Genomic DNA, 26,083 nt, shown 5'->3' with positions numbered 1-26,083 from the left:
GTTTCAAATCACATTATCAAAAGGCACTAAGCGTATGAAAGTTGGGATTATCATGGGTTCAAAGTCAGACTGGCCCACCATGCAGCATGCTGCTGAAATGTTAGACTTATTTAATGTTCCGTATGAAACAAAAGTTGTTTCAGCACATAGAACACCTCATTTGCTTGCTGAATATGCAGAAAGTGCGAGAGATAGAGGTATTACCGTTATTATTGGTGGTGCCGGTGGAGCAGCACATTTACCGGGTATGACAGCCGCTTACACGAGTTTACCTGTGTTAGGTGTTCCTGTTCAGTCAAAAGCATTAAATGGCCAAGACTCGTTACTTTCAATAGTACAAATGCCAAAAGGCATTGCAGTTGGTACCTTAGCCATTGGCACAGCAGGCGCAGCGAATGCTGGTTTGTTGGCTGCCCAGATTATTGGTACTTTCGACCCTACAGTACAAGCCGCTGTTGAAAAATTTAGAACAGAGCAGACACAAACAATTCTTGATAATCCAAATCCTGCAGAATAAGGCTAGCGAGATGAATGTTTTAGTATTAGGTGCAGGACAACTTGCTCGTATGATGGCATTGGCTGTTAAGCCGTTAAATATCAATATACGAGCTTTTGATGTTGGCTCTGGTAATGTTGTTGACCCGCTTTCAACCAACATGACTTTTGGTAACTTATCACAAGGTATTGAGTTCGCAGATTTTATCACCGCTGAATTTGAGCATATTGACCATCAAACTCTTGCCCTTTGTCAGGCGTCTGGAAAGCTGCGTCCGTCAAGCCAAGCGATTAAAGTTGGCGGCGATAGAAGATTAGAAAAAGACCTATTAGTAAAATGTGATGTAGCAAATGCTAAGCATAAAATAATCGAAACAAAAGCAGACTTTGACCAAGCATTAAATAACTTATCTTTCCCGCTAATTTTAAAAAGTGCTTTGGCTGGTTATGATGGTAAAGGTCAGTGGCGATTAAAAGATAAAACAAACGCGGAAGCAGTTTGGCTTGATATTAAAGCGTTTTTTGATGGCGGTGAACAAGGTGTTAAACATGCTGTAGTTGCTGAACAAATGGTGCCTTTTGATCGTGAAGTCTCTTTAGTGGGTGCTCGTGATAGCCAAGGAAACACAGTCGTTTATCCATTAACCGAAAACCATCACACTACTGGTGTTTTAAGTGTCTCGATTGCCACCAAGGTAGATGAAGTCCTGCAAGCACAAGCCAAGAAAGTGTTTGATAGCATAGCAACAGAGTTAAATTACATTGGTGTGTTAGCCATTGAGTTTTTCCAGATTGGTGATCAATTACTGGTCAATGAAATTGCTCCTCGCGTACACAACTCTGGTCACTGGACTCAGCAAGGTGCTGATACCTGCCAGTTCGAAAACCATTTACGCGCTGTATGTGATTTACCACTTGGTAGTACTGAGCTCATTCGTCCATCAGCCATGATCAATATACTGGGTGAAGATGAAGTACCTAATGAAATCTTAAATGTGGCAAGTACCACTTTACATTGGTATGGCAAAAGCAAACGCGCCGGCCGTAAAATGGGCCATATTAATGTCTCGGGTAATTCTGAAAAACAATTAGCTGAGCGATTAACGTTATTAGCTGACATTCTGCCAATAGCAGTATTCGATGAACTTAAACCTTATGTAGCTGCATACCAAAGCAAATTAAATTAAAGCTTTATGATATCGGTAAAAAAACCAGCGCATTGCTGGTTTTTTTATATCAATCGGATGAGTTTTTCTGAAAGTGACTACACGGTTTAGATGCACACTGTAGTTTTTCACCTGCCGCCATCTGTCTTTTCAACAATAAACCAAAACCACATTTTTCACATTCGCCAATGGCTGGCTCATGATTAACGACAAATTTACATTTTGGATAGTGATCACAAGAATAAAATGTTTTACCAAAACGACTCACTTTTGACTGTAAGTTGCCTTTTTTACATTGTGGACAAGTAATATTTTTTTGCTCAAGTTCATTGTTGTCTTGCGCAACAATATAATGACATTCAGGATAGTTTGTACAGCCAATAAACATGCCATATCGACCTTGTTTTACCGCCAGCTCATGACTACATTCAGGACATTCGCTGCCGTCCAATATTTTGTCGTCAACTCGCTCATGTTCAACAACGGCTCTAGTGTGTAGGCAAACAGGGTAAGTAACACAGCCAAAAAAAGAACCTGACTTACTGTGTTTGATGACAAGCTTCGCACCGCAATCTGGACATACTTCATTGGCTTTTTCTAAGGCATGTTCATGACGTGAAAATAGTGGTTTTTCCGGATTTGACATAATAGACACCTAAAAAATTAGATGGCTATTATGTCATATTTTATCGGATGAACTGTAGCGTAATTTTCGGGCAAGTTACGCGTATGAAAAGCGCTAGTGTAAAGGACCTTCTTGCTCATCAAAAATCAGGTCTTCCATTTGAGAGTAGGCATTTTCTTTACCAGGCACATTGAATAGCACCATCAACACCACCCACTTTAAATCATCGATACAGAAGAATTTTGTATCGAGTTCCATCACTCGGTCAATCACCATTTCACGGGTGGTAAAATCTAATAGATTAACCTGCTCTAAAAACATTAAAAAACCACGACATTCTACATCAAGAATTTGGCTTTCTTGTAATGTATAAATTCGAATAGATTGATTACCTACTCGAGTTAAATAAGGATAAGTCTCAGTGTCTTGCAAGGCGGCGAGTTTCTCTAGCCAAGCAAGCGCTTTGTATATTTCATCTTGGTGAAAACCAGCACGCGTTAATTCGTCGGTGAGTAATTCATGATCAACCATAACCTCGGCTTCACTATGAATATAGTTTTCAAAAAGATACATCAAGATATCAAACATAACTAGCCCCTATTTAATTTAATATAGCCCCCTGGCACCGCAGATACCAGACCTTTGAGCTCAAGTACTGTTAAACGAGTTAGCACTACATCTATGGGTAGTTTACTACGAGAAACCACTAAATCTACAGGCGTGATTTCATATCCCACACTAGCTAACATTGGATCTTTACACAAGTCCTGTTTAGTACTTTTTGTTGTTGAATTATCTTTCTCTTTGTTTCTATTTAAGTTTAGACCATCTTTTACAATATCTTCGAACTCTTCCTCTATATCGGCAATGTCCTCAACAAGTTTAGCTCCTTGTTTAATTAACCAGTGACAACCTTTTGCCTGCACGTTATAAATAGAACTTGGCACGGCAAATACTTCTCTACCTTGTTCTAATGCACAACGCGCTGAAATTAAAGAACCACTTTTCAATGACGCCTCAACCACCACTACGCCCAAACTTAAGCCACTGATCAAACGATTTCGTTTTGGGAAATGCCCTTGCTTAGGGGCCACACCTGGCGCAAATTCACTAATAATGAGACCGTTATGTTCAATAATATTTTTTTGTAGTTCTCTATGTCGAGACGGGTAAGTTAAATCTAGCCCTGTTGCGACTACAGCGATGGTAAATCCTTGATTATGCAAAGCACCTAAATGTGCTTGTGCATCAATACCTAATGCCATACCGCTGGTGACAACAAATTTTTCTGTTAATTGCCCTGCCAGTTTATGGGCTATTTCTCGGCCTGAAATTGTAGCGTTACGACTCCCCACAATCGCCATCTTAGGTAATAACAACAAATCGATATTACCGCGCACAAAAAGCACTATCGGTGGATCATAAATTTCTTTTAATAATTGAGGGTATACTGGGTCATCAAAAGGCACAATTTGACTTTGACAGAGCTGTGAATCAGAAATAATTTTCGAGAAGAGTTCCCAGTCAGGTGAAGAAATAGCAAGTCGCTGAGGACTTGTTAAACCTGACTGAGTTAATTCAGCAGTTGAAGAAAATAGAGCGGTTAGTCCATATTTTTCGACTAAAGCAATTTTTTTATGACTGGCCAGTCGTGGAATTGCTTTCACTGCTAGCCAGTAATGTGCAGACGTTAAATCCTTTTTTTCGCTGCTATTTATATTATTTGCCACTTGCTTCTCCTTAAGAGTGGCCAACTCTAAGGTTACGGTGCGGCGACTCCATCAAGCACACGTAATGGTTTTTCAGAATGAAGAATTAACGCCATACTGACCTTGTCATAAACTTTAAATACCATTACTTGGCCAATAATTTCAGACGGCATATCGTAATCTGAATAGTTGCTATTGGCGAGTTTGTTCCAACGAGAAGTATCTTTGGTATATTGCGGACCATCATCTGTTTCGACAACCGCTGGGCTTTTCCTGTTTACCATTAACACATCGCCAACCTGAACCGCTTGGCTATTGCCTTTATTAATCATCACCACATCAAATTTAGCAAATTCACGTAGTTTAGTTGCGGAGCTAACGATAAGGCCTTTTGTTTCTTGTGTGGCAGCTCGCATAGTAAATATTGAAGGATACTTTTGACCTTCATTTACCGGTATAACAAAGGCACCAGAGCGAATTTCACGTTTTGCACCATCAACAAAAACAGTACTTGGCTGTTTCTTGCTCATGTCGCCACTTTGTGATGCTTTGCCGGTACCAACAAGTCTAATGTTATAACCTAAATTTTCATTCGTTTCTGGGTCAACAATAGCTTCCCCTTTATGGTAAATGCCATAACTTTGGCCAACGATAAGGTCACTGTTAATATAAACTTTAAAGCCGTCTATACTCGACTTATACCCTCCATCGCTGCCAATAATTTTAGGTAGGCCTTCTAACTCAGCTAAACTTTTCACACTATCGTAGCGAATATAAGGTGCAATGGTGTTTAAAGGTAAAGTACTGACCGGGTTTTGATCTTTTAATTGTTTGCGCACTTTAGGTGACCATTTAAGTTCAGGCTTACCTTTAACCAACATAGGTTGGCCTTGTGCGTCAAAAACTAGACGAAGTTCATCACCCGGATAAATTAAATGCGGGTTGTTAATTTCAGGGTTAAGGCGCCATAACTTAGGCCATAACCAAGGTTGATTGAGAAATATACCTGATATATCCCACAAGGTATCTCCTTTCTTAACGATGTAAGATTTAGGAGCATCTGGCTTAATGGTTAGCTCATCAGCCAGTAAAGATACTGACATAACAACGCCAAGTACCAACGAAAATATTCTTATTAGCATGTTAATCTGCCTATTATTAGTAGGTTTTATCCTAAACCACTATGATTAATTATAATTAATGGCTAAAATTGAAACATAACACTCTATGCGAACTTTCGCGAACTCTTTTGATAAATTATGGCTATTTTACCTGTATTACGATTTCCTGATGAGAGATTAAGAACAAAAGCACAACCTGTAACTGAAGTTAACGATGAAATTCGCACTATTATCAGTAACATGTTTGAAACTATGTATGACGAAAATGGTGTCGGTTTGGCAGCAACCCAAGTTGATATTCACCAAAGAATTGTCGTTATGGATGTTTCAGAAAATAAAGAACACCCTTACGTGTTAATAAATCCTGTTATCACTCGCAAAAGCGATGACAAACTTATTAATGAAGAAGGTTGTTTATCTGTACCTGGTTGCTATGCAAAGGTTGACCGTAGTGTTGATGTTACGGTGACCGCCCTTGATGAAAATGGCAAAGAATTTTCCTTAGATGGTGAAGAACTATTAGCTATTTGTATTCAGCATGAGCTGGATCATCTTGACGGCATACTATTTGTGGATTACCTATCGCCACTTAAACGTCAGCGCATCAAAAAGAAATTAGAAAAAGAAGCGCGCTTAGACAAAGCCAACGCTTAATTTTTTGCTCGAATAACAATATAACTTAATTGCATTTTGGAAATACCTTTGCCCAACGCCGTAACGAAACCTTTAAACATCATTTTTGCTGGTACCCCTGACTTTGCCGCTCAACACTTAGCGGCACTGTTGCAATCAGAGCATAATATTGTCGCGGTTTATTGCCCGCCTGACAAACCAGCAGGACGTGGTAAAAAGCTCACAGCTTGTGCAACTAAACTATTAGCCTTAGAAAATAATATTCCCGTACAGCAGCCTGAGAACTTTAAAACGTTAGAGTCACAACTAACCGTAGCAAGCTATCAAGCAGATGTTATGGTCGTGGTTGCTTATGGATTACTGCTGCCAACCGTTATTTTAGAGACACCCAAATTAGGCTGTATTAACGTTCATGGTTCCATTTTACCTAAATGGCGAGGTGCAGCTCCTATTCAACGTGCTTTAGAAGCAGGAGACCCACAAACGGGCGTTACCATTATGCAAATGGATAAAGGTCTCGATACCGGTGATATGATTTTAACCGCAACTTGCGACATTACAGCGCAAGACACTAGCGCAAGTTTGTACGATAAGTTAGCTGAGCTAGGCCCAATAGCGTTATTAGAAACAATAACATTGATGGCTTCAGGTGAATATAAACGTCAGCCTCAAGACAATGCGCAAGCAACACACGCGGCCAAGCTTGATAAAGCTGATGCAGAATTAAACTGGCAGCAGCCTGCTACTGTACTTGATCGTAAAATCAGAGCTTATATCCCATGGCCTGTCGCGCAATTTACTTTTAATGAAAACAGTAAAGAGCATCGTATTCGAGTGTGGCAAGCCAGTGTTATTGAGCTTGAGCATAATCAAAAACCCGGCACGATTATAAGCTGTGACAAGCAAGGCATTGTGGTTGCGACAACAACAAATGCTTTACGGCTTGAAATATTACAACTTCCAGGCAAAAAAGCGTTAGCCGTAGCTGACATACTTAATGGCAAAGCCGACTGGTTTGCTAAAGGCCAATCGATCAATGGGCCTATACAACCTCAACAAGAGTTAACTTAATTATGGCCGCTAACCTTAGAGCACTCGCCGCTCGCTGTACTTTTGCCGTTGTTGATAAAGGGCGAAGTTTGTCTGACGAACTGCCTCAACAAATCGCAAAAATAGATATTAAAGACAAAGGCCTTCTACAAGAACTTTGCTATGGCGTATTAAGACACCTGCCTGAGCTTGAAAATGATGTTCGTGATTTCATTAAAAAGCCATTTATCGGCAAACAACGTGTGGGTCACTTTTTATTATTGGTTGGGGTGTATCAAATTAAATATACCCGTATACCAGACCACGCCGCATTTAACGAAACAGTTTCTGCCTGCAAACCCTTAAAGTGTGAGCATTTGAAAGGTGTTATTAACGGCGTATTAAGAAATTTTCAACGCCAGCAAGCACAATTAGTAGCGCAAAATATTCAGCCCGACATTAGCAAGCTCCCTGCCGCTATCGCATATAACCACCCTTCTTGGTTTATTAAGAAATTACAAACTGGCTACCCTGATAGTTGGCAAGATATCCTCATCGCAAATATGGACAGACCCCCCATGTGGTTGCGCGTTAATACGCTGCATAACAGTGTTGAACAATACTTAACGCTATTAGCTGATGCAGAAATTGAACATGCCTATATTGATGAAAAGTCATCGGCTATTCGATTAGTTGAAGCCGTCGACGTGAACAAACTACCGGGGTTTCAACTAGGTTGGGTATCAATTCAAGATGGTGCTGCACAACAAGCTGCGCTTTTACTGGATTGTCAGCCTAATGACAATGTACTGGATTGTTGCGCTGCCCCTGGCGGTAAAACCTGCCATATCCTTGAATTTAGCCCAAAAATTAAAGCGATGACGGCACTTGATATTGAAGAGTCTCGATTGTTGCGTGTACATGAAAATTTGCAGCGCTTAAACCTGCAAGCAAATGTGATTGCCGGTGATGCCGCTACACCTGAAAAATGGTGGGATGGCCAACTCTTTGATCGAATATTACTTGATGCTCCATGTTCTGGTACCGGTGTAATTCGCCGCCACCCTGATATTAAATGGTTACGTAAAAGCCAAGACATTGCAGTATTAACTGACTTACAACAAGATATCTTAAAAAATGTATGGTCTTTACTGAAACCCGGTGGTACTTTGCTGTATGCAACATGTAGTGTATTACCAGAAGAAAATAGTGAACAAGTTCAAAGATTTGTTGATGAAAACTCTGATGCTGAACATGTATCGATAACCAGCAATGTAAATGATATTGGTTGGCAGATATTGACCAACGAAAACTCGATGGACGGTTTTTACTACGCCAAATTGGTTAAAAAACAACAATAAAAGCAATCTTAAATGAAAATTATAATTATTGGTGCTGGGCAAGTTGGTGGAACATTAGCAGAAAACCTTGTCGGTGAAAAAAACGACATTACGCTAATAGATACCAACAGTGAAACCTTGCGTGAATTACAAGACAAAATGGATTTGCGCGTTGTTGTTGGTCACGGGTCTCATCCTGATGTACTAAAACAAGCTGGCGCTGAAGATGCTGAGCTCGTTGTTGCAGTGACCAATGATGATGCTACCAACATGATTGCTTGCCAAATTTGTTACTCTTTATTTAATACGGCGAATAAAATAGCCAGAATTCGCTCAAGTAAAATTCTTAAATATCAAAAAGAACTTTTTCAAAATAAAAACATCCCTGTTGATCATGTAATAGCCCCTGAGCAATTAGTGACACGTGATATCGCTCGACTTATTGACTACCCTGGCGCACTGCAAGTTTTAGAGTTTGCTGAAGGTAAAGTAAGTTTAGTGGCGGTTAAAGCTTATTACGGTGGTTTATTGGTCGGCCATGCCTTATCAACATTGCGTGAGCATATACCTAATATTGATACCCGGGTGGCAGCAATTTATCGAAACGGTAAACCTATTCGCCCATTAGGCACTACAGTTATCGAAGCCGATGACGAAGTATTCTTTATTGCTGCATCAATTCATATTCGCGCGGTAATGAACGAACTGCAAAAATTAGAAGCACCCTATAAAAAAATCATGATCGCCGGTGGTGGTAATATTGGCTCAGGGTTGGCCCGTTTATTAGAGAAAAACCATCAAGTTAAGTTAATTGAACATTCCCCTAAACGTGCAGCATATTTAGCCTCAGAGCTCAACGACACCTTAGTATTTACCGGTGACTCGTCTGATCAAGAATTGCTGATGGAAGAACATATTGATCAGTTTGACGTATTTATTGCCGTAACGAATGATGACGAAGCAAATATTATGTCATCATTATTAGCTAAACGTTTAGGTGTACGCAAAGCCATGGTATTGATCCAGCGCAGCGCTTACATAGATTTAGTACACGGCAGTAATATTGATATTGCGGTTTCGCCGCAGCACGCGACCATTTCAGCCTTATTAACCCATGTACGCCGTGGTAATATTGATAATGTATATAGTTTACGAGGTGGTGCGGCTGAAGCGATAGAGATAGTGGCTAAAGGCGATGAAAAGTCATCTAAAGTAGTGGGTAAAACTATTCAACAGATTAAATTGCCGCCCGGCACCACCATTGGTGCCATCGTGCGCGACGACGAAGTGTTAATTGCCCATTCAGACACCAGAATACAAGCAGAAGACCATGTAGTGCTATTTTTAGTGAACAAGCGCTATATTAATGACGTTGAAACTTTGTTCCAACTCGATGCTATAACATTTTTCTAAGCGACATTTGCTGCTTTTAAGATGAAGGAAATATAAATCAGGTTTTCCAAAATGCTGGTGTGAATAATACCAGCAAAGTGAAAATTTCTAGGCGCCCAAACAACATAGCAGCAATCAACACCCATTTACTAAAATCATTTATATCAGCAAAGTTTGCCGCAACCTGCCCTAAACCAGGGCCAAGGTTATTCAAACATGCCGCAACCGCAGTAAATGCTGAAGACTCGTCCATTCCTGCCGCTAAGAGCAATAGCATACAAATAACAAAAACAGCCGCATAAGCTGAAAAGAAACCCCAAATGGCTTCTACAACTCTATTGGGCAAGGCTTTTTTACCTAATTTAATGGTAAAAACCGCTTTCGGGTGCACTAATTTATTTAGCTCTCGCACCCCTTGTAAATAAAGCAGTACTACCCGAATGACTTTCATGCCGCCACCTGTGCTACCAGCACATCCACCAATAAAGCTAGAGAAAATAAGTAAAATAGGTAATAACGTCGGCCAGTTAGAAAATGTCACTTCGCCTGAAGATGTTGCCGAAAAACCTGCTGTTGTACTAATTGAAACAGCATGAAAAAGCGCCTGTTCGAAATTATCAAAACCTGATTGGTAAACATTAAAGCTCGTCAGCACAATAAAACACACTAAAATAAGTACTATTTGAATACTCAAAAATGCTTTAAATTCTGAATCATAAAAATAGCTACGTAACGAACGACTATTAACCACCGCAAAATGCAGCGCAAAGTTTACGCCAGCAACCAGCAAGAAAAACACACAAATAAAGTTAATTAAAGGGCTATCAAAATAGCCCATGCTTAAATCATGTGTAGAGAAACCACCAATAGCGATAGTAGAAAATGAGTGACAAATAGCGTCAAATAAATTCATCCCTGCCGCCCAATAACTCATCGCGCAAGCTATGGTTAATGTCACATAGATTAGCCACAAATGCTTTGCGGTATCAGCGATGCGCGGGGTCATTTTAGAATCTTTCACAGGGCCAGGAGTTTCAGCACGATATAACTGCATTCCCCCTATACCCAACATAGGTAAAATAGCCACCGCCAGTACAATAATACCCATACCGCCTAACCATTGCAGTTGTTGTCGATACCAAAGCACCGCGTGCGGTAGGCCGTCAATTTTGGTTAATATGGTTGCCCCTGTGGTGGTGAGGCCAGAAAAAGATTCAAAGAAGGCATCGGCAACGGAAAGGTTGGGTTGCTCTAATAACAATAACGGCACCGCCGAAAAGCTCGCCAGAACAGCCCAAAAAAGTACGACAATTAAAAAGCCTTCTCGCGCTCTTAAATCGCTTTTTTCGGCACGGTAAGGATACCAAAACAGCAAACCCGCAACTAAACAAAAAATAAATGACATTAAAAATGAGACACCACCACCATCTCGATAGAGCAGAGAGATAAATGCAGGCGGCAGCATAGTTACGCTCAGTAACGCGACTAATAACCCTAGTATTCGGATGATATTTTTAAATTGCACAGTAGTTTATTATTGCTTTTTAGTTATGGGTTGAAGCGTTAACTGCCCAGCAGACATTGTTTGTATTTGCTGTTGGAAAAGCTCAAGTTTTTCATCAGGTAATGCGAGAGTAAGCACTACATTTTCATTGTAGTCTTGCTGGAGAACTTCACCACCAATTTGACCAATAAAATACAAAACATCATTCAGTTGTGTATATTGACACGCTAGTGTTTTGCGTACCATAGGAATTTTCAATTTTGTCGGTAAAATCGCCAATGCTTGCTTTACACTGCCGCCATACGCCCGTTGCAATCCGCCGGGGCCAAGTTTGGTGCCTCCAAAATAACGTACAACAACGGCACAAATTTCACCGATATTACTGCCCATCAACATAGTCAACATAGGCTTACCCGCAGTGCCTGACGGCTCCCCATCATCAGAAAAACCATACAATTGGCTGTTTTCAGGGCGACCGGCAATAAAGGCATAACAGTGGTGATTAGCTTGTGGGTGCAACACTTGTAAGCTTTTAATAAAAGCCTTAGCTTCTGCAGTACTAGCACAAGGTTGAAGGTAGCAAATAAAGCGACTACGCGTGACTATTGTTTCATCAATAATCTCTTGTGCCGCTACTTGGTATGGCTTAGACACGTATATAACTTAGTTTAAGTCAAAATCACGCGTCATATTTTCATTGTGTGATTGATGCACAATAATATTATCTTCTATTCTAATACCGCCAAATGGACGCATAGCATCAACTTCCTGCCAGTTCACCATTTTGCCATGAGCAGATTGCTTTAAGTCAGCAAGCAATGAGTCGATAAAGTATAAACCCGGCTCAATAGTAAAAACCTGATTAGTTTCTATCACGCGTGAAGTACGTAAAAAGGCATGAGGTTCTGGACTATTAACATGGGTACCACGTTCGTCTGCCATAAAACCACCAACATCATGAACTTGTAAACCTAGATGATGCCCTAAGCCATGTGGGAAGAAGGTTGAAATAATGCCCGTTTCCACTGCGGTATCTACATCAACATTTATATAGTTAAACTCTTTTAAGACCTTACCTATTTCGCGATATGTTGCGATATGCAAATCAACATAACTTAGCCCTGGTTTTAACGCATCAACAGCATTTAGCATTAAACTATCCATGCGAGCAATTAACTCAGCAAAGCGATCACGTTTAAAAGAATAAGTGCGCGTAATATCTGAAGCATAACCATTAAAATTAGCGCCAGCATCAAGCAAAAAAGAACGGTGTGCTTGTGGTACACCACGATCTAAAGCGGTGTAATGTAAAATTGCCGTGTTTTCATTTAGCGCAACAATATTGCCGTAAGGTGTTTCGCTTTCAACATGTTGTGTAGCTTTTAAATAAGCGTGTTGAATATCGTATTCTGAGGCGCCATCAAAAAAAGCGGCCTTTGCTGCTTTATGTCCCTTAACTGCAATGGCACTAGAGCGGCGCATACATTCTTGCTCGTATGAAGTTTTATAGGCGCGATGAAAATGCAGATAATTAATCAGCGGCTCAGGATTAATATGTTCAAACCCTAATGCTTTAGCAACTTCAATATGCGCACCAATATAAGCAAAGGCTTTTTTATCATAAGGTAGTAACTTATCGACTTCACTGGCTTTAGATAATATCTTTATATCGAAAAACTCATTCCAATAGTCATCCGCTAGGCCAATAACTTTATGCCAAAAATCAACCGGTTGATAATAAATTAACGTCGGTTTTTCTGTGCCATTTACCAGTAACCAGCAATTAGTAACATCAACCAAGGGGAGCCAAGCTTTAAAGTGAGGGTTAACACGAAATGGATAGCTGTTATCGTCTAAGAACGCTTTAATTTCTTGACCAGAATGAATAACTAAGCCTTCAAGATTTTCTCTCTTCAAGACGGCTTTAGTGCGTTTTTGTAACTCAGCAACGTGAGCTGGGTATTGGTTTGCTAGTATATTCATCTGGTAACTCTCTAAATTTCTTTGATTTTAATTATACCGTGTTTAGCGCAATATTATAATGCTTAGCTCGACGCTACTCGTTTATGTTCATCGCGATAATTTGGTCAAATAAAGACCCTGTCTGCCCTACTTTGTGTTGATAAATTTGCTGATAAGCTAAAACACTTTTAACGTATTCTCGGGTTTCTTTAAACGGTATTGTTTCTATCCAAACGTCTGCTGGTAAAGGCTTTGCGTCTTTTAACCAACTTTTTACTCGATAAGGTCCTGCGTTATATGCAGCAGTAGCAAGTACCTGATTACCGTGATGTTTGTCGAGTAAGTCCCGTAAATATTTCGTGCCTAATTTGATATTATTCTTAGCTTTAAATAAATATTGATTAGAGACCTTCTTGCGAGCAAGTTGTTTTGCCGTACCTGGCATTATTTGCATTAAGCCTTTAGCGCCTGCTGGCGAGTTCGCATCAGACATAAACGAGCTTTCACGCCGCGCAATGGCAAATGCCCATGCCGGATTAATTTTTTCATTATCCGCATAGTGTTTAATGTCGGTTTCAAAGCCAAGCGGAAAACGTAAATTTACATCATTAAGATAACCGACCTTGGCTAAGGTAAATATTGCCCGGTCGAACCATTGCAGTTCATTAGCGACTTTAGAGGCAACTAATTTTTCGCGTTTGTTTAATTTGGACAACCAGTAATTCCACTCTAATCGAGCGTGATGAAAACGGCCAATGGCAAAAAGTTCGAACGCTCTTTTTGCTTCTGGACTTTTAACAATTAAAGCTTTTTCATCAGCACTGACAACCAGTGGCATATTTTGGAAATTAGAGGCTTTATTTAAGTAACTAGCGGCTAAAAAACCATAGTAATGTCGACTTTGTGCAAGTTCATTTAACAGCTTAGTCCCTTGTACTAAGTCATCGGTAGCCAACAAACTTCTGCTATACCAATAACGCCACTGTAAGCTCTGCTGCACTGTTTTGGGTAATTTTAATAGTTTATCTTTTATATGCTGCCAATTTTGATCACGCAGCGCATCGGTTATATACCATTGCGTTAAGTTACTGCTGAATAACTTCTCATCAACTTGCTCTAACCAATTAGCAGCATCAGCATGGTTTTTACTGGCTAACGCCAAGGCGAACTTCAAGGTAATTTGTTGATGTTGCTGCTGGGTAAATGGCAAAAGTGATTTCGCCAAAGCATAAGTATCAAGTGCTTGTTCAGGTGAACGCCATATAAGACGTTTCAATCCATAAGTGACTATCTCAGCTTCACGTTCTGTTTTATGGCTAAACCTAGACAATTCACTAATGTATGCAGGATCGCGACGTACCTTATGCCATAGCTTTGCCATAGCCTGGTCTTTTTCAGGTAATAACTTAGTTAAATATGGGATTAAGCTATGCTTGCCACCATCAGCCGATAAAACAATACGTTGCCAAATCATGTCATTGGTTCGGTATCCCGCTAGTTGCCATTTTTTAAACAAGGGATCACAAACTTTAGGTTGTGACTTACCCACCATCCAAAGTGAGCTAACTTTCGGTAAAACTCGGCTGGCCGCGACACCCGTTTGTAATTCAAAACTATAATATTGGCACGTTAGCTCGACATTACTCGTGGGTTTGAAAAATGTTTGAAAAAGTACCGGCTTATTACGCTTAGCTAAATAAGTTAGCCATTTTTTTCTGAGCGGCCAATCAAGCGGTGTACCTTCATATTTTGTTAGGAAGTCATTGATTTCAGACGCTGAAGACAACTTCATTTTAGCCATTAACCGCTTTTGATCTAAATAAGGTTGTAGCGGGTAATAGTGCAGTTGATTATATAAATTTTGATAAGTGGCAGAACTGTCGTTCCAAACTTGCTTATCGGCTTGCAGAAAAGTCTTACGCTGTAGGTTTTCATCATTTGCAAATGTTGAAATACTAGCAAATAGACTCGTTAATATGATGGTTTTGATAAATCGGAAGCAACCTGACGGCATTTGATGACCTTGGAAAAATAACAGTAGATCAATTATTCACTCCTTACATTACAAAGCAAGTCTATTCAGCAAAATTATCAACTTAATTATCCATATTTGAACTTGCTATCATAGGTTTCAGGTTAAATATAAAAAGTAACGTAAATAATTAGCTTAATTTATAGTTGCTTCATTACAAATAGGCTTTAAAATTAGCGCCAAACATTATTTATTAGCAATGTGAAAAATGATCAATAGCCCTTTACCAGATACAGACCACAAATTAGAAGCGGTTGGGCTTCGTTGTCCAGAACCTGTGATGATGCTTCGTTTAAAAATCCGTAAAATGTCCACCGGTGAAACCCTATTGGTGAATGCTGACGATCCATCAACATCAAGGGATATCCCTAGCTTCTGCCGATTCATGGAACATCAACTAATTTATCAACAAGTTAAAGTGATACCTTTTCAATATATTATTAAAAAAGGGTTGTGATACAAACTTGTTTAATTGGGTATTTGGCTGGCGATTTTATGTCTAATACCAATCTGCATAAGCATTAAATCAGATTAATCCAGTCACGATTGCATAACGACATTACTCTTTTTATGTCACTTCTGAAGATATTCCAAGCATTGCTGCATTCATCAACTATATTTTCATAGCCATTAAAACATCTATTGGCCAAGCAGTTTTGTCTTAGCCATTGCCACACTTGCTCAATTGGGTTTAACTCTGGGGAATAAGGGGGTAACTTGATCATGGTTAGATTTTTTAAATCTTCAAATGTGTCTTCCGTATGCCAACCAGCGCCATCCATTACTACAACAGCATATCTACCTTCGGGTGTCGCCTGTGATATTTGTTCTAAATGCTTTTTCATAACGTCTTTATTCATTACAGGTGAGATCAATGCCTCTGTAGCGCCTGTCGAAGGACAAACAGCCCCGAACATGTATGCATATTCGAACTGTTGTTGTCTTATACCAATCTGCATAAGCATTAAATCAGATTAATCCAGTCACGATTGCATAACGACATTACTCTTTTTATGTCACTTCTGAAGATATTCCAAGCATTGCTGCATTCATCAACTATATTTTCATAGCCATTAAAACATCTATTGGCCAAGCAGTTTTGTCTTAGCCATTGCCACACTTGCTCAATTGGGTTTAACTCTGGGGAATAAGGGGGTAACTTGATCATGGTTAGATTTTTTAAATCTTCAAATGTGTCTTCCGTATGCCAACCAGCGCCATCCATTACTACAACAGCATATCTACCTTCGGGTGTCGCCTGTGATATTTGTTCTAAATGCTTTTTCATAACGTCTTTATTCATTACAGGTGAGATCAATGCCTCTGTAGCGCCTGTCGAAGGACAAACAGCCCCGAACATGTATGCATATTCGAACTGTTGTTGTCTTACTGCTCTAGGTCTACTACCCGTTTTCGCCCATAACCTTGTTGTTGTATTTTGCTGGCCGAATCGTGCTTCATCTTGAAACCAAACATCAACTTTATCTAAGCTAATATTAAAGGGGATGTTAAGGATCGTTTCCATCTGGAAGCTTTTTAAAAACGTCCTGGACGCTTTGTGATTGCTTAGGATGCTTGGAGCGGCTTGTTATCCAGGAGTATCCTAGTTTCTTCAGTATTTTATATACATGATCTCGATGATAATCTATGTCGAATTCTTTTTTGATAAAGGTACAAAAGTCTTGCCCCATAAGTCGACCTCCCTCAGCTGAGCAACTCTGATTTTCAACGTATTGAGCAAGTTGGCTGAGTTGCTTTGGAGAAAGCATGGACGGTCTTCCTTTCGGGCTAACACTATCAAGGCCCGACAAGCCTTTTGACAAATATGCAGTGACCCAACGATTAACACTTGAACGAGCGACTTTTAATGTCGTTGATATATCGGTTCTGCTCAGACCATCTAAAAAGTATGAGACAGCAAGCAAACGCATACGCTTTCGCCCATTTTGTTCCTTTCGTGATAACTTGAGTAAATCTACTGAGGTGAGTTGTTCCAAAACGTGGTATCTGCTTCAAAAATAAATAGCATTAGATCACATCTTTGTGCAGATTGGTATAACTTGCTTATCTAGCTATGAAAAGTAGTTGTTTATTATCATTCAAACACTCCCTAAAACCATTATTTAATATTTAGATAGAAAGATATAATCTCGAATTCACTTGAGCTAGCGAACGATTTTTCCGTCAAAAATTAAAATTTGTTAACAGCAAGTGATGTTATAAAATAATTTTCTAATGAGCAGCATTTTTGCTAATGACTTACTTTGAGACAAAAAGATAATATTAATTTTAATAAAATTTTAACATCAATAGTTTGTTACTCGTATTTAATACATTTATGGTCATGGGAGGTAAGAATTTACACTGTGCTCTAGAGATGACTTTTGATTAATGAACACACATTTAGTTTCATACGGCTTTAACTTTTGGGTAAGCGTTGCTGTTGTAATAATGACTAGCTCGCTCAATTTTCTAAGCGAGCCAGTCTCCAAAGTATCAGTTAATGCTAGTTGTTATTTCTATATCTGTGCAGAGGGTTTCATTGATATTGAACACGTTCTGTGAATAGTTATTACCATAAACTTGAATGACGTACGTTTGCCCTGCAGTTGCTGCAAATTCTATACTGCTTCCGCTATTACTATACAGAATAGTAGTGCCCGGAATATCATTACCATTTTCCTTAACCACAATAGAATAAAGGTGTGAGTTCCCTTTTATATCAACTGCTTTATCTATATTTATAGTAAACGTTCCACCACTCGAGGATGTAAACTTAGCATGCCTAATCGTACCAGGACGATATTGGTTGTTAGGTGCAAATCCGCCATTGAAACAAAGAGTACTAATATTATTTAACTCCATTGGCTGGTAAATGGGTAAGTATGTTTCGCTTGGTAACAGGTCGTTGTTATAAGCATACATTTTAAATTGCTCATCAACAGCTGTACGATTTGAGCCCCACATATCTGCCGCTGAAAAGGCGAGTTTTTCCTCCAAATTGTTTATTTCTAAATTGAAATCAGGATATAACGCTTTTAGTTCAGTGGACAGGCTATAAAGAGATAACAACGCGGGTTGAGTCGAAATATTGTTCAAAGCATTCAACAGTCCTTGAGGGCCTATTTCTTTATACAGGTTGATCGTGCGTTCAGTACTTGGTCTATCAGAAAGGAAAGAAAGCATGTATAAAGCTACCGAGGAGTGTTCGTATGGAGAAATAACTTTATACTTCTCATAAGTGTATTCCCTACCATTTAGGTCGGTGCTGCTAAATAAACTATCAAATTGATAGGTTTCTTTCGCTATTTCATATATAGGTTCAATCTCCAAAATGGAATCATATGCCTTGTTGTTTGCCGCTTTAAGGTTCCAGTCATCAAGCACGGCAGCAGGAACTGCTACTGCTGCGAACCCTTCTGAGAAAGCTGTAGAAAAATTGACGATATGCCCTACTGAATATCCACCTCCTAGAGTGTCGCCACGGTCCAAAACCTTAACTTCAAAAAAGTGAGTGAAAAGATGAATAATAACTTGCTCGCTGTATGGCGCAGATATAGAGATATAACCATCATCAACTGCATCAAAAAAATTCTCGAGCACAAGGTCATCCCAATCATCCATAGTCCAAGTTATGTTGAGTGGGGACAGTGGTTCGTTAAATTCAACCCCGAAAGACTCTAAATAACGTAGCCCCTTAAACACACTATCTAAAATTGCAAAGGGCTGTGCGTCAACCTTTCCTACTTCAAATTTATTTTCGACTGCATTCCAACCAGCAGAAAGAAGTACGTCCTGATAATGTCTTTTATCTACGTATTGAAATTGCTCTGTTGCATAAATATAGCTTGTTTGATTTTCTATATTTACCCCCGTCGATGGGTCTTTAACAGAAATGGAAAAGCCATTGTTAAATTTACCGTCAGGTTCAAGTTGAGAAACCACCTCGATTGAAAACCATTTATCTTTATCACTTTCTAGCAAGGAAAATAAGTAATTCCCGCTATCATCAGTTATTGCGGTTGACAGTGTATTATTCTCAAAATCTTTAAGGTTAACAACAACAGCCCTAACTGGTTGATTTTCTGCATTATCTGGATCTAATCCAAAGAGAGTTGAAGTCTCACTTTCTTTGCGTTCCCAGTGTTTTATTCTTTCAAAAGTAACCTGCCCCGAAACCCCAGGAGCTATATTTAACACTTCAATACTGATTGAGTCTGATGCCGTATCACCGTCACTATCAGTAGCCGTTAAGCTAAAAGTCAACACTTCAGTCTCATTGTTCTCAGGCGCTATAAATGAGGTTGAAGCGTTATCTGTACTTGTTAAGGTAACTACAGTACCTGATGTCTGTGCCCAGCTATATTTTGTAATTGTGCCGTCTGTATCTGTAGCCGTGCCTGCTAAAGTAACATTCGTATTTTCATCCACTGTTAAGTCTTCGCCTGCGTTTACTATCGGTGCCTTATTAACCTTAGTGACACTAATAGAAATGACATCACTGGTATTTGCGCCATCATTGTCAGTAGCTATGAAAATGAAAGTTAACGTTTCACTTTCATTTATATCAGGGGCTATAAACGATGTTGAAGCCGTATTTGTAGTTGTTAAACTAACTTCGGTTCCTGATGTTTGCGACCAGCTATATGTTGCTATTGAGCCATCTGTATCTGTAGCTGTTCCCGCTAAAGTAACACTGGTATTTTCAGCAACAGTTACATCTTCACCTGCATCAACTATCGGTGCCTTATTAACCTTAATCACACTAACAGAAATGGTATCGCTGGTGCTTGCTCCATCGTTATCAATAGCCGTGAACGTGAAAGTTAACGTTTCACTTTCATTGATATCAGGAGCCATAAACGAGGTTGAAGTCGTATCTGTACTTGTTAAACTTACTTCGGTTCCAGATGCTTGACTCCAGCTGTATGTTGCTATTGAACCATCAGTATCTATAGCAGTTCCAGCTAAAGTAACATTAGTATTTTCATCTTTTGTTAAGTCTTCGCCTGCGTTTACTGTTGGAGCATTATTAACCCTAGTTACAATAATAGAAATCGTATCACTGGCACTTGCGCCGTCGTTATCAGTAGCCGTTAGCGTGAAAGTTAAGGTTTCACTTTCATTGATATCAGGGGCCATAAAAGATGCTGTAGCTTTATCTGCGTTTATTAACCCTACTTCAGTTCCAGATGCTTGCGACCAGCTATATGTTGCTATTGAACCATCTGCATCTGTGGCCGTTCCTGCTAAAGTAACACTGGTATTTTCATCCACTGTTACATCTCCGCCAGCGTTCACTATCGGTGCCTTATTCGGAGTGGTGTCGGCTGGAGTTGAACTTCCTCCTCCTCCGCATGCAGATAATAATAACGAAAATATAATTGGTGAAACAAATTTAAAATTAAAATTTTTCAAGTAACTTACTCCTAATTTATCACAGTTAATTACTGTAATAATGAAATATCCGCAATTGCAAAGAAGCTATTTCTTATTTCGTTTAGTAACGTCAAACGGTTGGTTTTAACCTGTTCGTCATCAGCCATTACCATAACATTATCAAAAAAGTTATCAATCGTTTGCTTCAACGCTGATAGCTCAGTTAATGCTCCTTGATAATCTTTTGCAAGCATTAATGGTTCTATTTTAGCTTTTACGACTGAAAATGCTGTAGCTAGCTCAATTTCAGCAGTTTCAGAGGCTAAATCTTGATTAAACGATTCAAACAACTCGCCCTTAAATTTGACTAAAATATTACCAACACGTTTATTAGCAGCCGCTAATGTTGCTGCTTCCGATAACGTTTTAAAGTGTGTTACGGCATGAATACGCTTATTAAAATCTAATGGCGCTGATGGTGCATTCGCTAAAACGGCTTGTATAACATCAACACTAATATTTTGATCTTGATAATAAGCACGGTAGCGACCAAAAACAAAATCAAGCACCTGTTTAGTAACGTCTTGGTTGGTTAGCTTGTCTTGATAAAGCTCGACACTTTTCGCCACTAAATCAGCAATATCTAAATTAAGGTCTTTCTCGATGATAATACGGATTAAACCAATAGCCGCACGACGTAAAGCAAATGGGTCTTTATCGCCTTTGGGTGCTTGGTTAATACCAAATATACCGACTAAGGTATCTACTTTATCAGCAATCGCTACAGCGCAACCTATGGTTTGTTCTGGCAGTGTGTCACCCGCGAAACGAGGACGATACTGATCTTCAAGTGCTTGGGCAACCGCTGCTGGTTCACCATCATGCTGAGCATAATATTTACCCATGGTGCCTTGCACTTGTGGAAACTCAAGTACCATATCTGACATTAAATCAGTTTTACTGAGTAAACCGGCGCGATGAGCCATAGCTGTATCATCACCAATTACATTGGCAACAAATTCACTTAAGCTAGCAATGCGTTCAGACTTAGCTTTTACCGTTCCCAGTTGTTTTTGGAACAATACAGACTCCAAACTCTCTAATCTTGACTCAAGTGATTGTTTTTTATCTGTTTTAAAGAAAAACTCAGCATCAGCTAATCTTGGTCGAATTACCTTCTCGTTTCCCTTAATAACTTGGCTTGGGTCTTTACTGTCTATATTTGACACAAAGATGAATTTATTCAACAAGTTACCTTCAGTATCAGTCACTGGAAAGTATTTTTGATGATCTTTCATCGAATAAATTAATGGCTCTGCAGGTACATTCAAAAAATCTTCATCGAAGCTACCGGTTAATACAACTGGCCATTCAACTAATGAAGTTACTTCTTCTAGTAACTCGTCGTCAGGTAAAACGATACCGCCAATTTCTGTTGCTGCTGCATTAATTTGTTGTTGGATAGTTTCTTTACGTGCTTCGTAGTCAACTACAACATGTGCTGCTTTTAAGGCACTTTCATAATCATTCGCATGACTTAATGCCACAACGCCGTGATGATGAAAGCGGTGACCTGTCACCAAGTTATTAGAGCGAATGTTTAAAGACTCACCCGGAATAATACTTGAACCGTACATCAAAGTTAAAGTATGTACTGGTCTAATAAATTGAGTCCTACCTGAGCCCCAACGCATAGGTTTAGGTACAGGTAATTTTGCAATGGCATTGTTAACCATAGTAGGAATTAACTGTTCAACGTGCTTGCCTTGCTCAATAGTTTTATAAAGTAGCCATTCACCTTTATCTGTTACCAAACGCTCTGCTTCTGCAACGGTAATACCATTTGAGCGCGCCCAACCTTCTGCAGCTTTACTCGCGTTACCTTCAGCGTCAAATGCTACGTTAACCGCTGGTCCACGCTTCTCTATGGCTTTGTCAGCCTGGTTAGCGATTAAGTTATCAACCTTTACCGCTAAACGTCTTGGCGTTGCATACCAATGGATATCAGAATAAGTAAGTTTAGCATCGTCCAACTGCAACTTAATCTGATCGAAGAATGTCGTTGCTAAGGTTCTTAATGATTTCGGTGGTAACTCTTCAGTACCTAGTTCAATCAGTAGTGTTTCTGTAGTCATTATGATTGTTCCTTAGTCGTGTTACCATTTGCTGAATTGTTTTTACAAAGCGGAAATCCAAGTTCTTCACGTTTTGCATAATAAGCTTGAGCACAAGCTTTAGATAAGGTTCTTACTCGTAATATATAACGTTGTCGTTCAGTTACAGATATTGCATGACGAGCATCAAGTAAGTTAAAAGCATGAGAGGCTTTCATCACTTGCTCATAAGCGGGCAATGCTAAGCCAGCTTCGATCAATTTTTGGCTGTCTTTTTCACACTGGTCAAACGTTTTAAATAATGCGTCAACGTCAGCATGTTCAAAATTGTAAGTTGATTGCTCAACTTCATTTTGATGAAATACATCACCATAAAGTACTTTACCCATAGGACCATCAGCCCATACAAGGTCATAAATACTATCTACGTTTTGAATATACATAGCTAAACGTTCTAAGCCGTAAGTAATTTCACCGGTAACGGGAGCACACTCTAAACCGCCAACTTGTTGGAAATAAGTAAATTGCGAAACTTCCATACCATTTAGCCAAATCTCCCAGCCTAAACCCCAAGCACCTAAAGTTGGCGATTCCCAGTTGTCTTCAACAAAACGAATATCGTGCACAAGTGGATCAATACCCATCTCTTTTAACGAATCAAGGTATAGCTCTTGGATATTGTCTGGAGACGGCTTTAGCATGACTTGAAATTGATAATAGTGCTGTAATCTATTTGGGTTTTCACCATAGCGACCATCGGTTGGACGGCGACATGGTTGCACATAAGCACTACTCATTGGCTCAGGACCAATAGAACGTAAAAATGTCATCGGGTGAAATGTGCCTGCCCCTACTTCTAAATCTAATGGCTGAACTATGACACAGCCCTGGCGCGACCAATAATCTTGCAGTTGCAATATTAGTCCTTGAAAGGTCTTTACATTAAAGGTACTCATAACATTCCGAATCTATGGTTATAGTGTATTAAATAAGGCTAATTATACCGTTTGTCGCTTTATTAGCCTAGTGTCCTTGCTTAGATGTTTTGAATTTATTTACTCAAATATACAAGGTTAGAAACAAAAAATGCCCGATCTGATGATCGGGCATTTTTATCTATACAATTTTAAAGGCTAGACATCTAAGTTAGCTACTTTAAGTGCGTTCTCTTCAATGAAGTGTCTACGCGGTTCTACATGGTCACCCATTAGGGTAGTAAATAATTGGTCAGCTGCAATAGCGTCTTCAATTGTTACTTGTAGCATTCTGCGTGATTCTGGATCCATGGTGGTTTCCCATAATTGACTTGGGTTCATTTCACCTAGACCTTTATAACGTTGAATGTATTGGCCACGTTTTGACTCAGCCATTAACCAGTTTAACGCTTCTTCAAACTCAGTAATTTGCTTAATTTTTTCGCCACGTTTAACGTAAGCACCTTCTTCCATTAAGCCATTAACTGCTTTGTTTAAACTTTGAATTGATGCAAACTCTTTAGAATCAAAGAATTCATAGTCACAGTCATATACTGTATCAATACCATGCTTACGCACATTAAAGCTTGGGTAGAAAACATTACGCTCTGGGTCTTGCTTAACTTCAACGGTATAAATTGAACCATTGCCGTCTTGGTCAGATAACTGCTTAAGTAAGTTTGCTGTCCAAGATTCAACTTTGTCTTTATTGTTAAAGTCTTCTGTAGCAATAACGTCACCGTAGATCATTTTCTCTAGAATATCAGCAGGAATCAAACGAGAAACACGCTTAATAGTTTCGTGTGTTTTACGGAACTGTTTTACTAAATTCTCTAAAGGTAAGCCTGATAACGCCGGTGCAGATTCATTTACATGTATTTCTGCATTCTCTAAAGCAAGCGTTGTTAAATATTCAGTTAAACCGTTCTCATCTTTTATATAACGCTCTTGCTTACCTTTTTTCACTTTATAAAGTGGTGGTTGAGCAATATAAATATAACCACGTTCCATTATTTCAGGCATTTGACGATAGAAAAATGTCAGTAATAATGTACGAATGTGAGAACCATCGACATCGGCATCGGTCATGATGATGATGCTATGGTAACGTAATTTTTCTGGGTTATATTCATCGCGGCCAATACCACAACCTAACGCTGTGATTAATGTACCGACTTCTTGAGAAGATATCATTTTATCAAAACGTGCTTTTTCAACGTTAAGAATTTTACCTTTCAATGGCAATATTGCTTGGTTTTTACGGTTACGTCCCTGCTTGGCTGATCCGCCAGCAGAGTCCCCTTCCACAATATAGAGTTCAGATAGTGCTGGATCTTTTTCCTGACAATCAGCCAACTTGCCCGGTAAACCTGCGATATCTAATACACCTTTACGGCGTGTCATCTCTCTTGCCTTGCGAGCTGCTTCACGTGCGCGAGCAGCATCAACAATTTTCATAATAATAGTACGAGCGACAGAAGGTTTTTCTAATAGGTATTCACCTAATTTCTCGCCCATTGCTTGTTCTACTGCAGTTTTCACTTCTGAAGAAACAAGTTTATCTTTAGTTTGAGAAGAGAATTTAGGGTCAGGTACTTTAACTGAAATTACCGCAGTTAAACCTTCACGAGCATCATCACCAGAAGCACTGGTTTCAGTACTGCCACCTTTCTTCGTTTTATTTAAACCTTCTTTAACCATGTAGCTATTAAGCGTACGTGTTAATGCTGTGCGGAAGCCACTTAAGTGAGTACCACCATCGCGTTGAGGAATATTATTAGTAAAACAATGAATGCTTTCTTGGAAGCCATCATTCCATTGCATCGCCACTTCAACAATGATGCCGTCTTCTCTTTCTAAATCAAAGTAGAATATTTCTTCATTCACTGGCGTTTTATTAGTATTTAAATAATCAACAAATGCTTGAATACCACCATCAAATTTAAAGTGATCTGATTTTCCAGCTTCGCGCTCATCAATAAGTCTAATTGAAACACCTGAGTTTAAGAATGATAGTTCACGAATTCTTTTAACAAGTAAGTCATAGTGAAATAATACATCTGTAAATGTATCTTCACTTGGCCAGAATCTTACTTCAGTACCATTTTTATCACTTTCGCCAACAACTTTTAAAGGCTCTTGAGGAATACCATGATGATAAAACTGTTCAAATAATTTACCATCTCGGCGAATATTCAGTTTCAATTTACTACTCAGCGCATTTACTACTGAAATACCCACACCATGTAAACCACCTGAAACTTTATAGCCAGAGTCTTCACCACCGAATTTACCACCAGCATGAAGTACTGTCATGATAACTTCAGCTGCTGAAATACCTTCTTCTGGATGTAATTCTGTAGGTATTCCACGACCGTCATCTTTTACAGATACCGAACCGTCTAAGTGAATTTTAACAACAATATCACTACAGTGACCTGCAAGAGCTTCATCAATTGAGTTATCCAACACCTCAAATACCATATGATGAAGACCTGTGCCATCATCGGTATCACCTATATACATCCCTGGTCTTTTGCGAACTGCATCTAAGCCTTTAAGTACTTTTATACTTGCCGAGTCATATTCATTTTCTATTGTCATAGCT

The 26,083-nt window shown here is 39.3% G+C and carries 20 protein-coding genes and 1 pseudogene; 7 read left to right on the top strand and 14 right to left on the bottom strand.

What is annotated here, in order from left to right; all coding sequences use genetic code 11:
• Nucleotides 1-34 precede the first annotated feature (34 nt).
• Both purE and A3Q33_RS08440 read left to right on the top strand, forming a co-directional pair.
• Nucleotides 35-517: a 5-(carboxyamino)imidazole ribonucleotide mutase gene (gene purE / locus A3Q33_RS08445; RefSeq protein WP_081150594.1), complete on the top strand. Its 483-nt coding sequence runs from the start codon at nucleotides 35-37 to the stop codon at nucleotides 515-517.
• A gap of 10 nt (nucleotides 518-527) precedes the next feature.
• Complete coding sequence (locus tag A3Q33_RS08440) at nucleotides 528-1,682, top strand: 5-(carboxyamino)imidazole ribonucleotide synthase (protein ID WP_081179569.1); 1,155 nt, start codon at nucleotides 528-530, stop codon at nucleotides 1,680-1,682.
• A gap of 49 nt (nucleotides 1,683-1,731) precedes the next feature.
• On the opposite strand, the gene A3Q33_RS08435 is transcribed toward A3Q33_RS08440, so the two are convergent.
• The 4 genes from A3Q33_RS08435 to A3Q33_RS08420 form a co-directional block, all read right to left on the bottom strand.
• On the bottom strand, nucleotides 1,732-2,307 hold the full coding sequence (locus A3Q33_RS08435; protein WP_081179568.1) for a DNA topoisomerase family protein: 576 nt from the start codon (nucleotides 2,305-2,307) through the stop codon (nucleotides 1,732-1,734).
• Nucleotides 2,308-2,400: 93 nt separating this feature from the next.
• Nucleotides 2,401-2,874 (bottom strand): DUF494 family protein, encoded by a 474-nt coding sequence (locus tag A3Q33_RS08430; protein WP_081179567.1) that lies wholly within the window; start codon nucleotides 2,872-2,874, stop codon nucleotides 2,401-2,403.
• A gap of 2 nt (nucleotides 2,875-2,876) precedes the next feature.
• Nucleotides 2,877-4,016, bottom strand: coding sequence for a DNA-processing protein DprA (gene dprA, locus A3Q33_RS08425; protein ID WP_231295810.1), 1,140 nt, complete (start codon nucleotides 4,014-4,016; stop codon nucleotides 2,877-2,879).
• Nucleotides 4,017-4,048: 32 nt separating this feature from the next.
• Entirely contained in the window at nucleotides 4,049-5,137 is a 1,089-nt protein-coding gene (locus tag A3Q33_RS08420) for a LysM peptidoglycan-binding domain-containing protein (protein WP_081179566.1), read from the bottom strand.
• A gap of 117 nt (nucleotides 5,138-5,254) precedes the next feature.
• Here A3Q33_RS08420 and def point away from each other — a divergent pair, with 117 nt between their 5' ends.
• From def to trkA, 4 genes are read left to right on the top strand one after another with little or no spacing between them, the layout of a single operon-like run.
• Nucleotides 5,255-5,770, top strand: a complete 516-nt coding sequence (gene def, locus A3Q33_RS08415) for a peptide deformylase (protein WP_081179565.1) — start codon at nucleotides 5,255-5,257, stop codon at nucleotides 5,768-5,770.
• Between the two features lie 48 nt (nucleotides 5,771-5,818).
• Complete coding sequence (fmt, locus tag A3Q33_RS08410; RefSeq protein ID WP_081179564.1) at nucleotides 5,819-6,820, top strand: methionyl-tRNA formyltransferase; 1,002 nt, start codon at nucleotides 5,819-5,821, stop codon at nucleotides 6,818-6,820.
• A 2-nt stretch (nucleotides 6,821-6,822) separates the two neighbouring features.
• The gene (gene rsmB, locus A3Q33_RS08405; protein WP_081179563.1) at nucleotides 6,823-8,139 is read left to right on the top strand and encodes a 16S rRNA (cytosine(967)-C(5))-methyltransferase RsmB; all 1,317 of its coding nucleotides are present in this window, start codon (nucleotides 6,823-6,825) and stop codon (nucleotides 8,137-8,139) included.
• A gap of 12 nt (nucleotides 8,140-8,151) precedes the next feature.
• Nucleotides 8,152-9,531: a Trk system potassium transporter TrkA gene (gene trkA, locus A3Q33_RS08400; RefSeq protein WP_081179562.1), complete on the top strand. Its 1,380-nt coding sequence runs from the start codon at nucleotides 8,152-8,154 to the stop codon at nucleotides 9,529-9,531.
• Nucleotides 9,532-9,568: 37 nt separating this feature from the next.
• Here trkA and A3Q33_RS08395 read toward each other — a convergent pair whose 3' ends face one another.
• The 4 genes from A3Q33_RS08395 to A3Q33_RS08380 all read right to left on the bottom strand — a co-directional run bounded on the left by A3Q33_RS08395 (nucleotide 9,569) and on the right by A3Q33_RS08380 (nucleotide 14,990).
• Nucleotides 9,569-11,035 carry a TrkH family potassium uptake protein gene (locus A3Q33_RS08395; protein WP_081179561.1) on the bottom strand — a complete coding sequence of 489 codons (1,467 nt, stop codon included), beginning with the start codon at nucleotides 11,033-11,035 and terminating at the stop codon, nucleotides 9,569-9,571.
• Nucleotides 11,036-11,044: 9 nt separating this feature from the next.
• Complete coding sequence (locus A3Q33_RS08390) at nucleotides 11,045-11,668, bottom strand: YigZ family protein (RefSeq protein WP_081179560.1); 624 nt, start codon at nucleotides 11,666-11,668, stop codon at nucleotides 11,045-11,047.
• A 9-nt stretch (nucleotides 11,669-11,677) separates the two neighbouring features.
• Complete coding sequence (gene pepQ, locus A3Q33_RS08385) at nucleotides 11,678-12,997, bottom strand: Xaa-Pro dipeptidase (protein WP_081179559.1); 1,320 nt, start codon at nucleotides 12,995-12,997, stop codon at nucleotides 11,678-11,680.
• A 73-nt stretch (nucleotides 12,998-13,070) separates the two neighbouring features.
• Nucleotides 13,071-14,990, bottom strand: a complete 1,920-nt coding sequence (locus A3Q33_RS08380; protein ID WP_081179558.1) for a transglycosylase SLT domain-containing protein — start codon at nucleotides 14,988-14,990, stop codon at nucleotides 13,071-13,073.
• A 226-nt stretch (nucleotides 14,991-15,216) separates the two neighbouring features.
• Here A3Q33_RS08380 and tusA point away from each other — a divergent pair, with 226 nt between their 5' ends.
• Complete coding sequence (gene tusA / locus A3Q33_RS08375; RefSeq protein ID WP_081179557.1) at nucleotides 15,217-15,465, top strand: sulfurtransferase TusA; 249 nt, start codon at nucleotides 15,217-15,219, stop codon at nucleotides 15,463-15,465.
• 64 nt (nucleotides 15,466-15,529) lie between these two features.
• Here tusA and A3Q33_RS08370 read toward each other — a convergent pair.
• The 6 genes and pseudogenes from A3Q33_RS08370 to gyrB form a co-directional block, all read right to left on the bottom strand.
• Nucleotides 15,530-15,955 (bottom strand): annotated as a pseudogene (locus A3Q33_RS08370) (IS630 family transposase); the annotation flags it as partial.
• Between the two features lie 17 nt (nucleotides 15,956-15,972).
• A protein-coding gene (locus tag A3Q33_RS08365) for an IS630 family transposase (protein ID WP_196798102.1) occupies nucleotides 15,973-16,939 on the bottom strand; the annotation gives its coding sequence in 2 pieces (ribosomal slippage) (nucleotides 15,973-16,540 and nucleotides 16,539-16,939; 969 coding nt in all).
• A gap of 565 nt (nucleotides 16,940-17,504) precedes the next feature.
• Nucleotides 17,505-20,426 carry a PKD domain-containing protein gene (locus tag A3Q33_RS08360; RefSeq protein ID WP_155866733.1) on the bottom strand — a complete coding sequence of 974 codons (2,922 nt, stop codon included), beginning with the start codon at nucleotides 20,424-20,426 and terminating at the stop codon, nucleotides 17,505-17,507.
• A gap of 29 nt (nucleotides 20,427-20,455) precedes the next feature.
• A complete protein-coding gene (gene glyS / locus A3Q33_RS08355; RefSeq protein ID WP_081179554.1) occupies nucleotides 20,456-22,522 on the bottom strand; it encodes a glycine--tRNA ligase subunit beta in 2,067 nt (688 codons plus the stop codon).
• The gene (gene glyQ / locus A3Q33_RS08350; protein WP_081179553.1) at nucleotides 22,522-23,457 is read right to left on the bottom strand and encodes a glycine--tRNA ligase subunit alpha; all 936 of its coding nucleotides are present in this window, start codon (nucleotides 23,455-23,457) and stop codon (nucleotides 22,522-22,524) included. The genes glyS and glyQ overlap by 1 nt, the downstream gene beginning before the upstream one ends.
• A 177-nt stretch (nucleotides 23,458-23,634) precedes the next feature.
• Complete coding sequence (gyrB, locus tag A3Q33_RS08345) at nucleotides 23,635-26,079, bottom strand: DNA topoisomerase (ATP-hydrolyzing) subunit B (protein ID WP_081179552.1); 2,445 nt, start codon at nucleotides 26,077-26,079, stop codon at nucleotides 23,635-23,637.
• Between the last annotated feature and the right edge of the window lie 4 nt (nucleotides 26,080-26,083).

Source organism: Colwellia sp. PAMC 21821, from assembly GCF_002077175.1.
GTDB lineage: Bacteria > Pseudomonadota > Gammaproteobacteria > Enterobacterales > Alteromonadaceae > Cognaticolwellia.
Note: the sequence above shows the minus strand (reverse complement) of the source record. Positions and strands in the feature narration are given on the sequence as shown.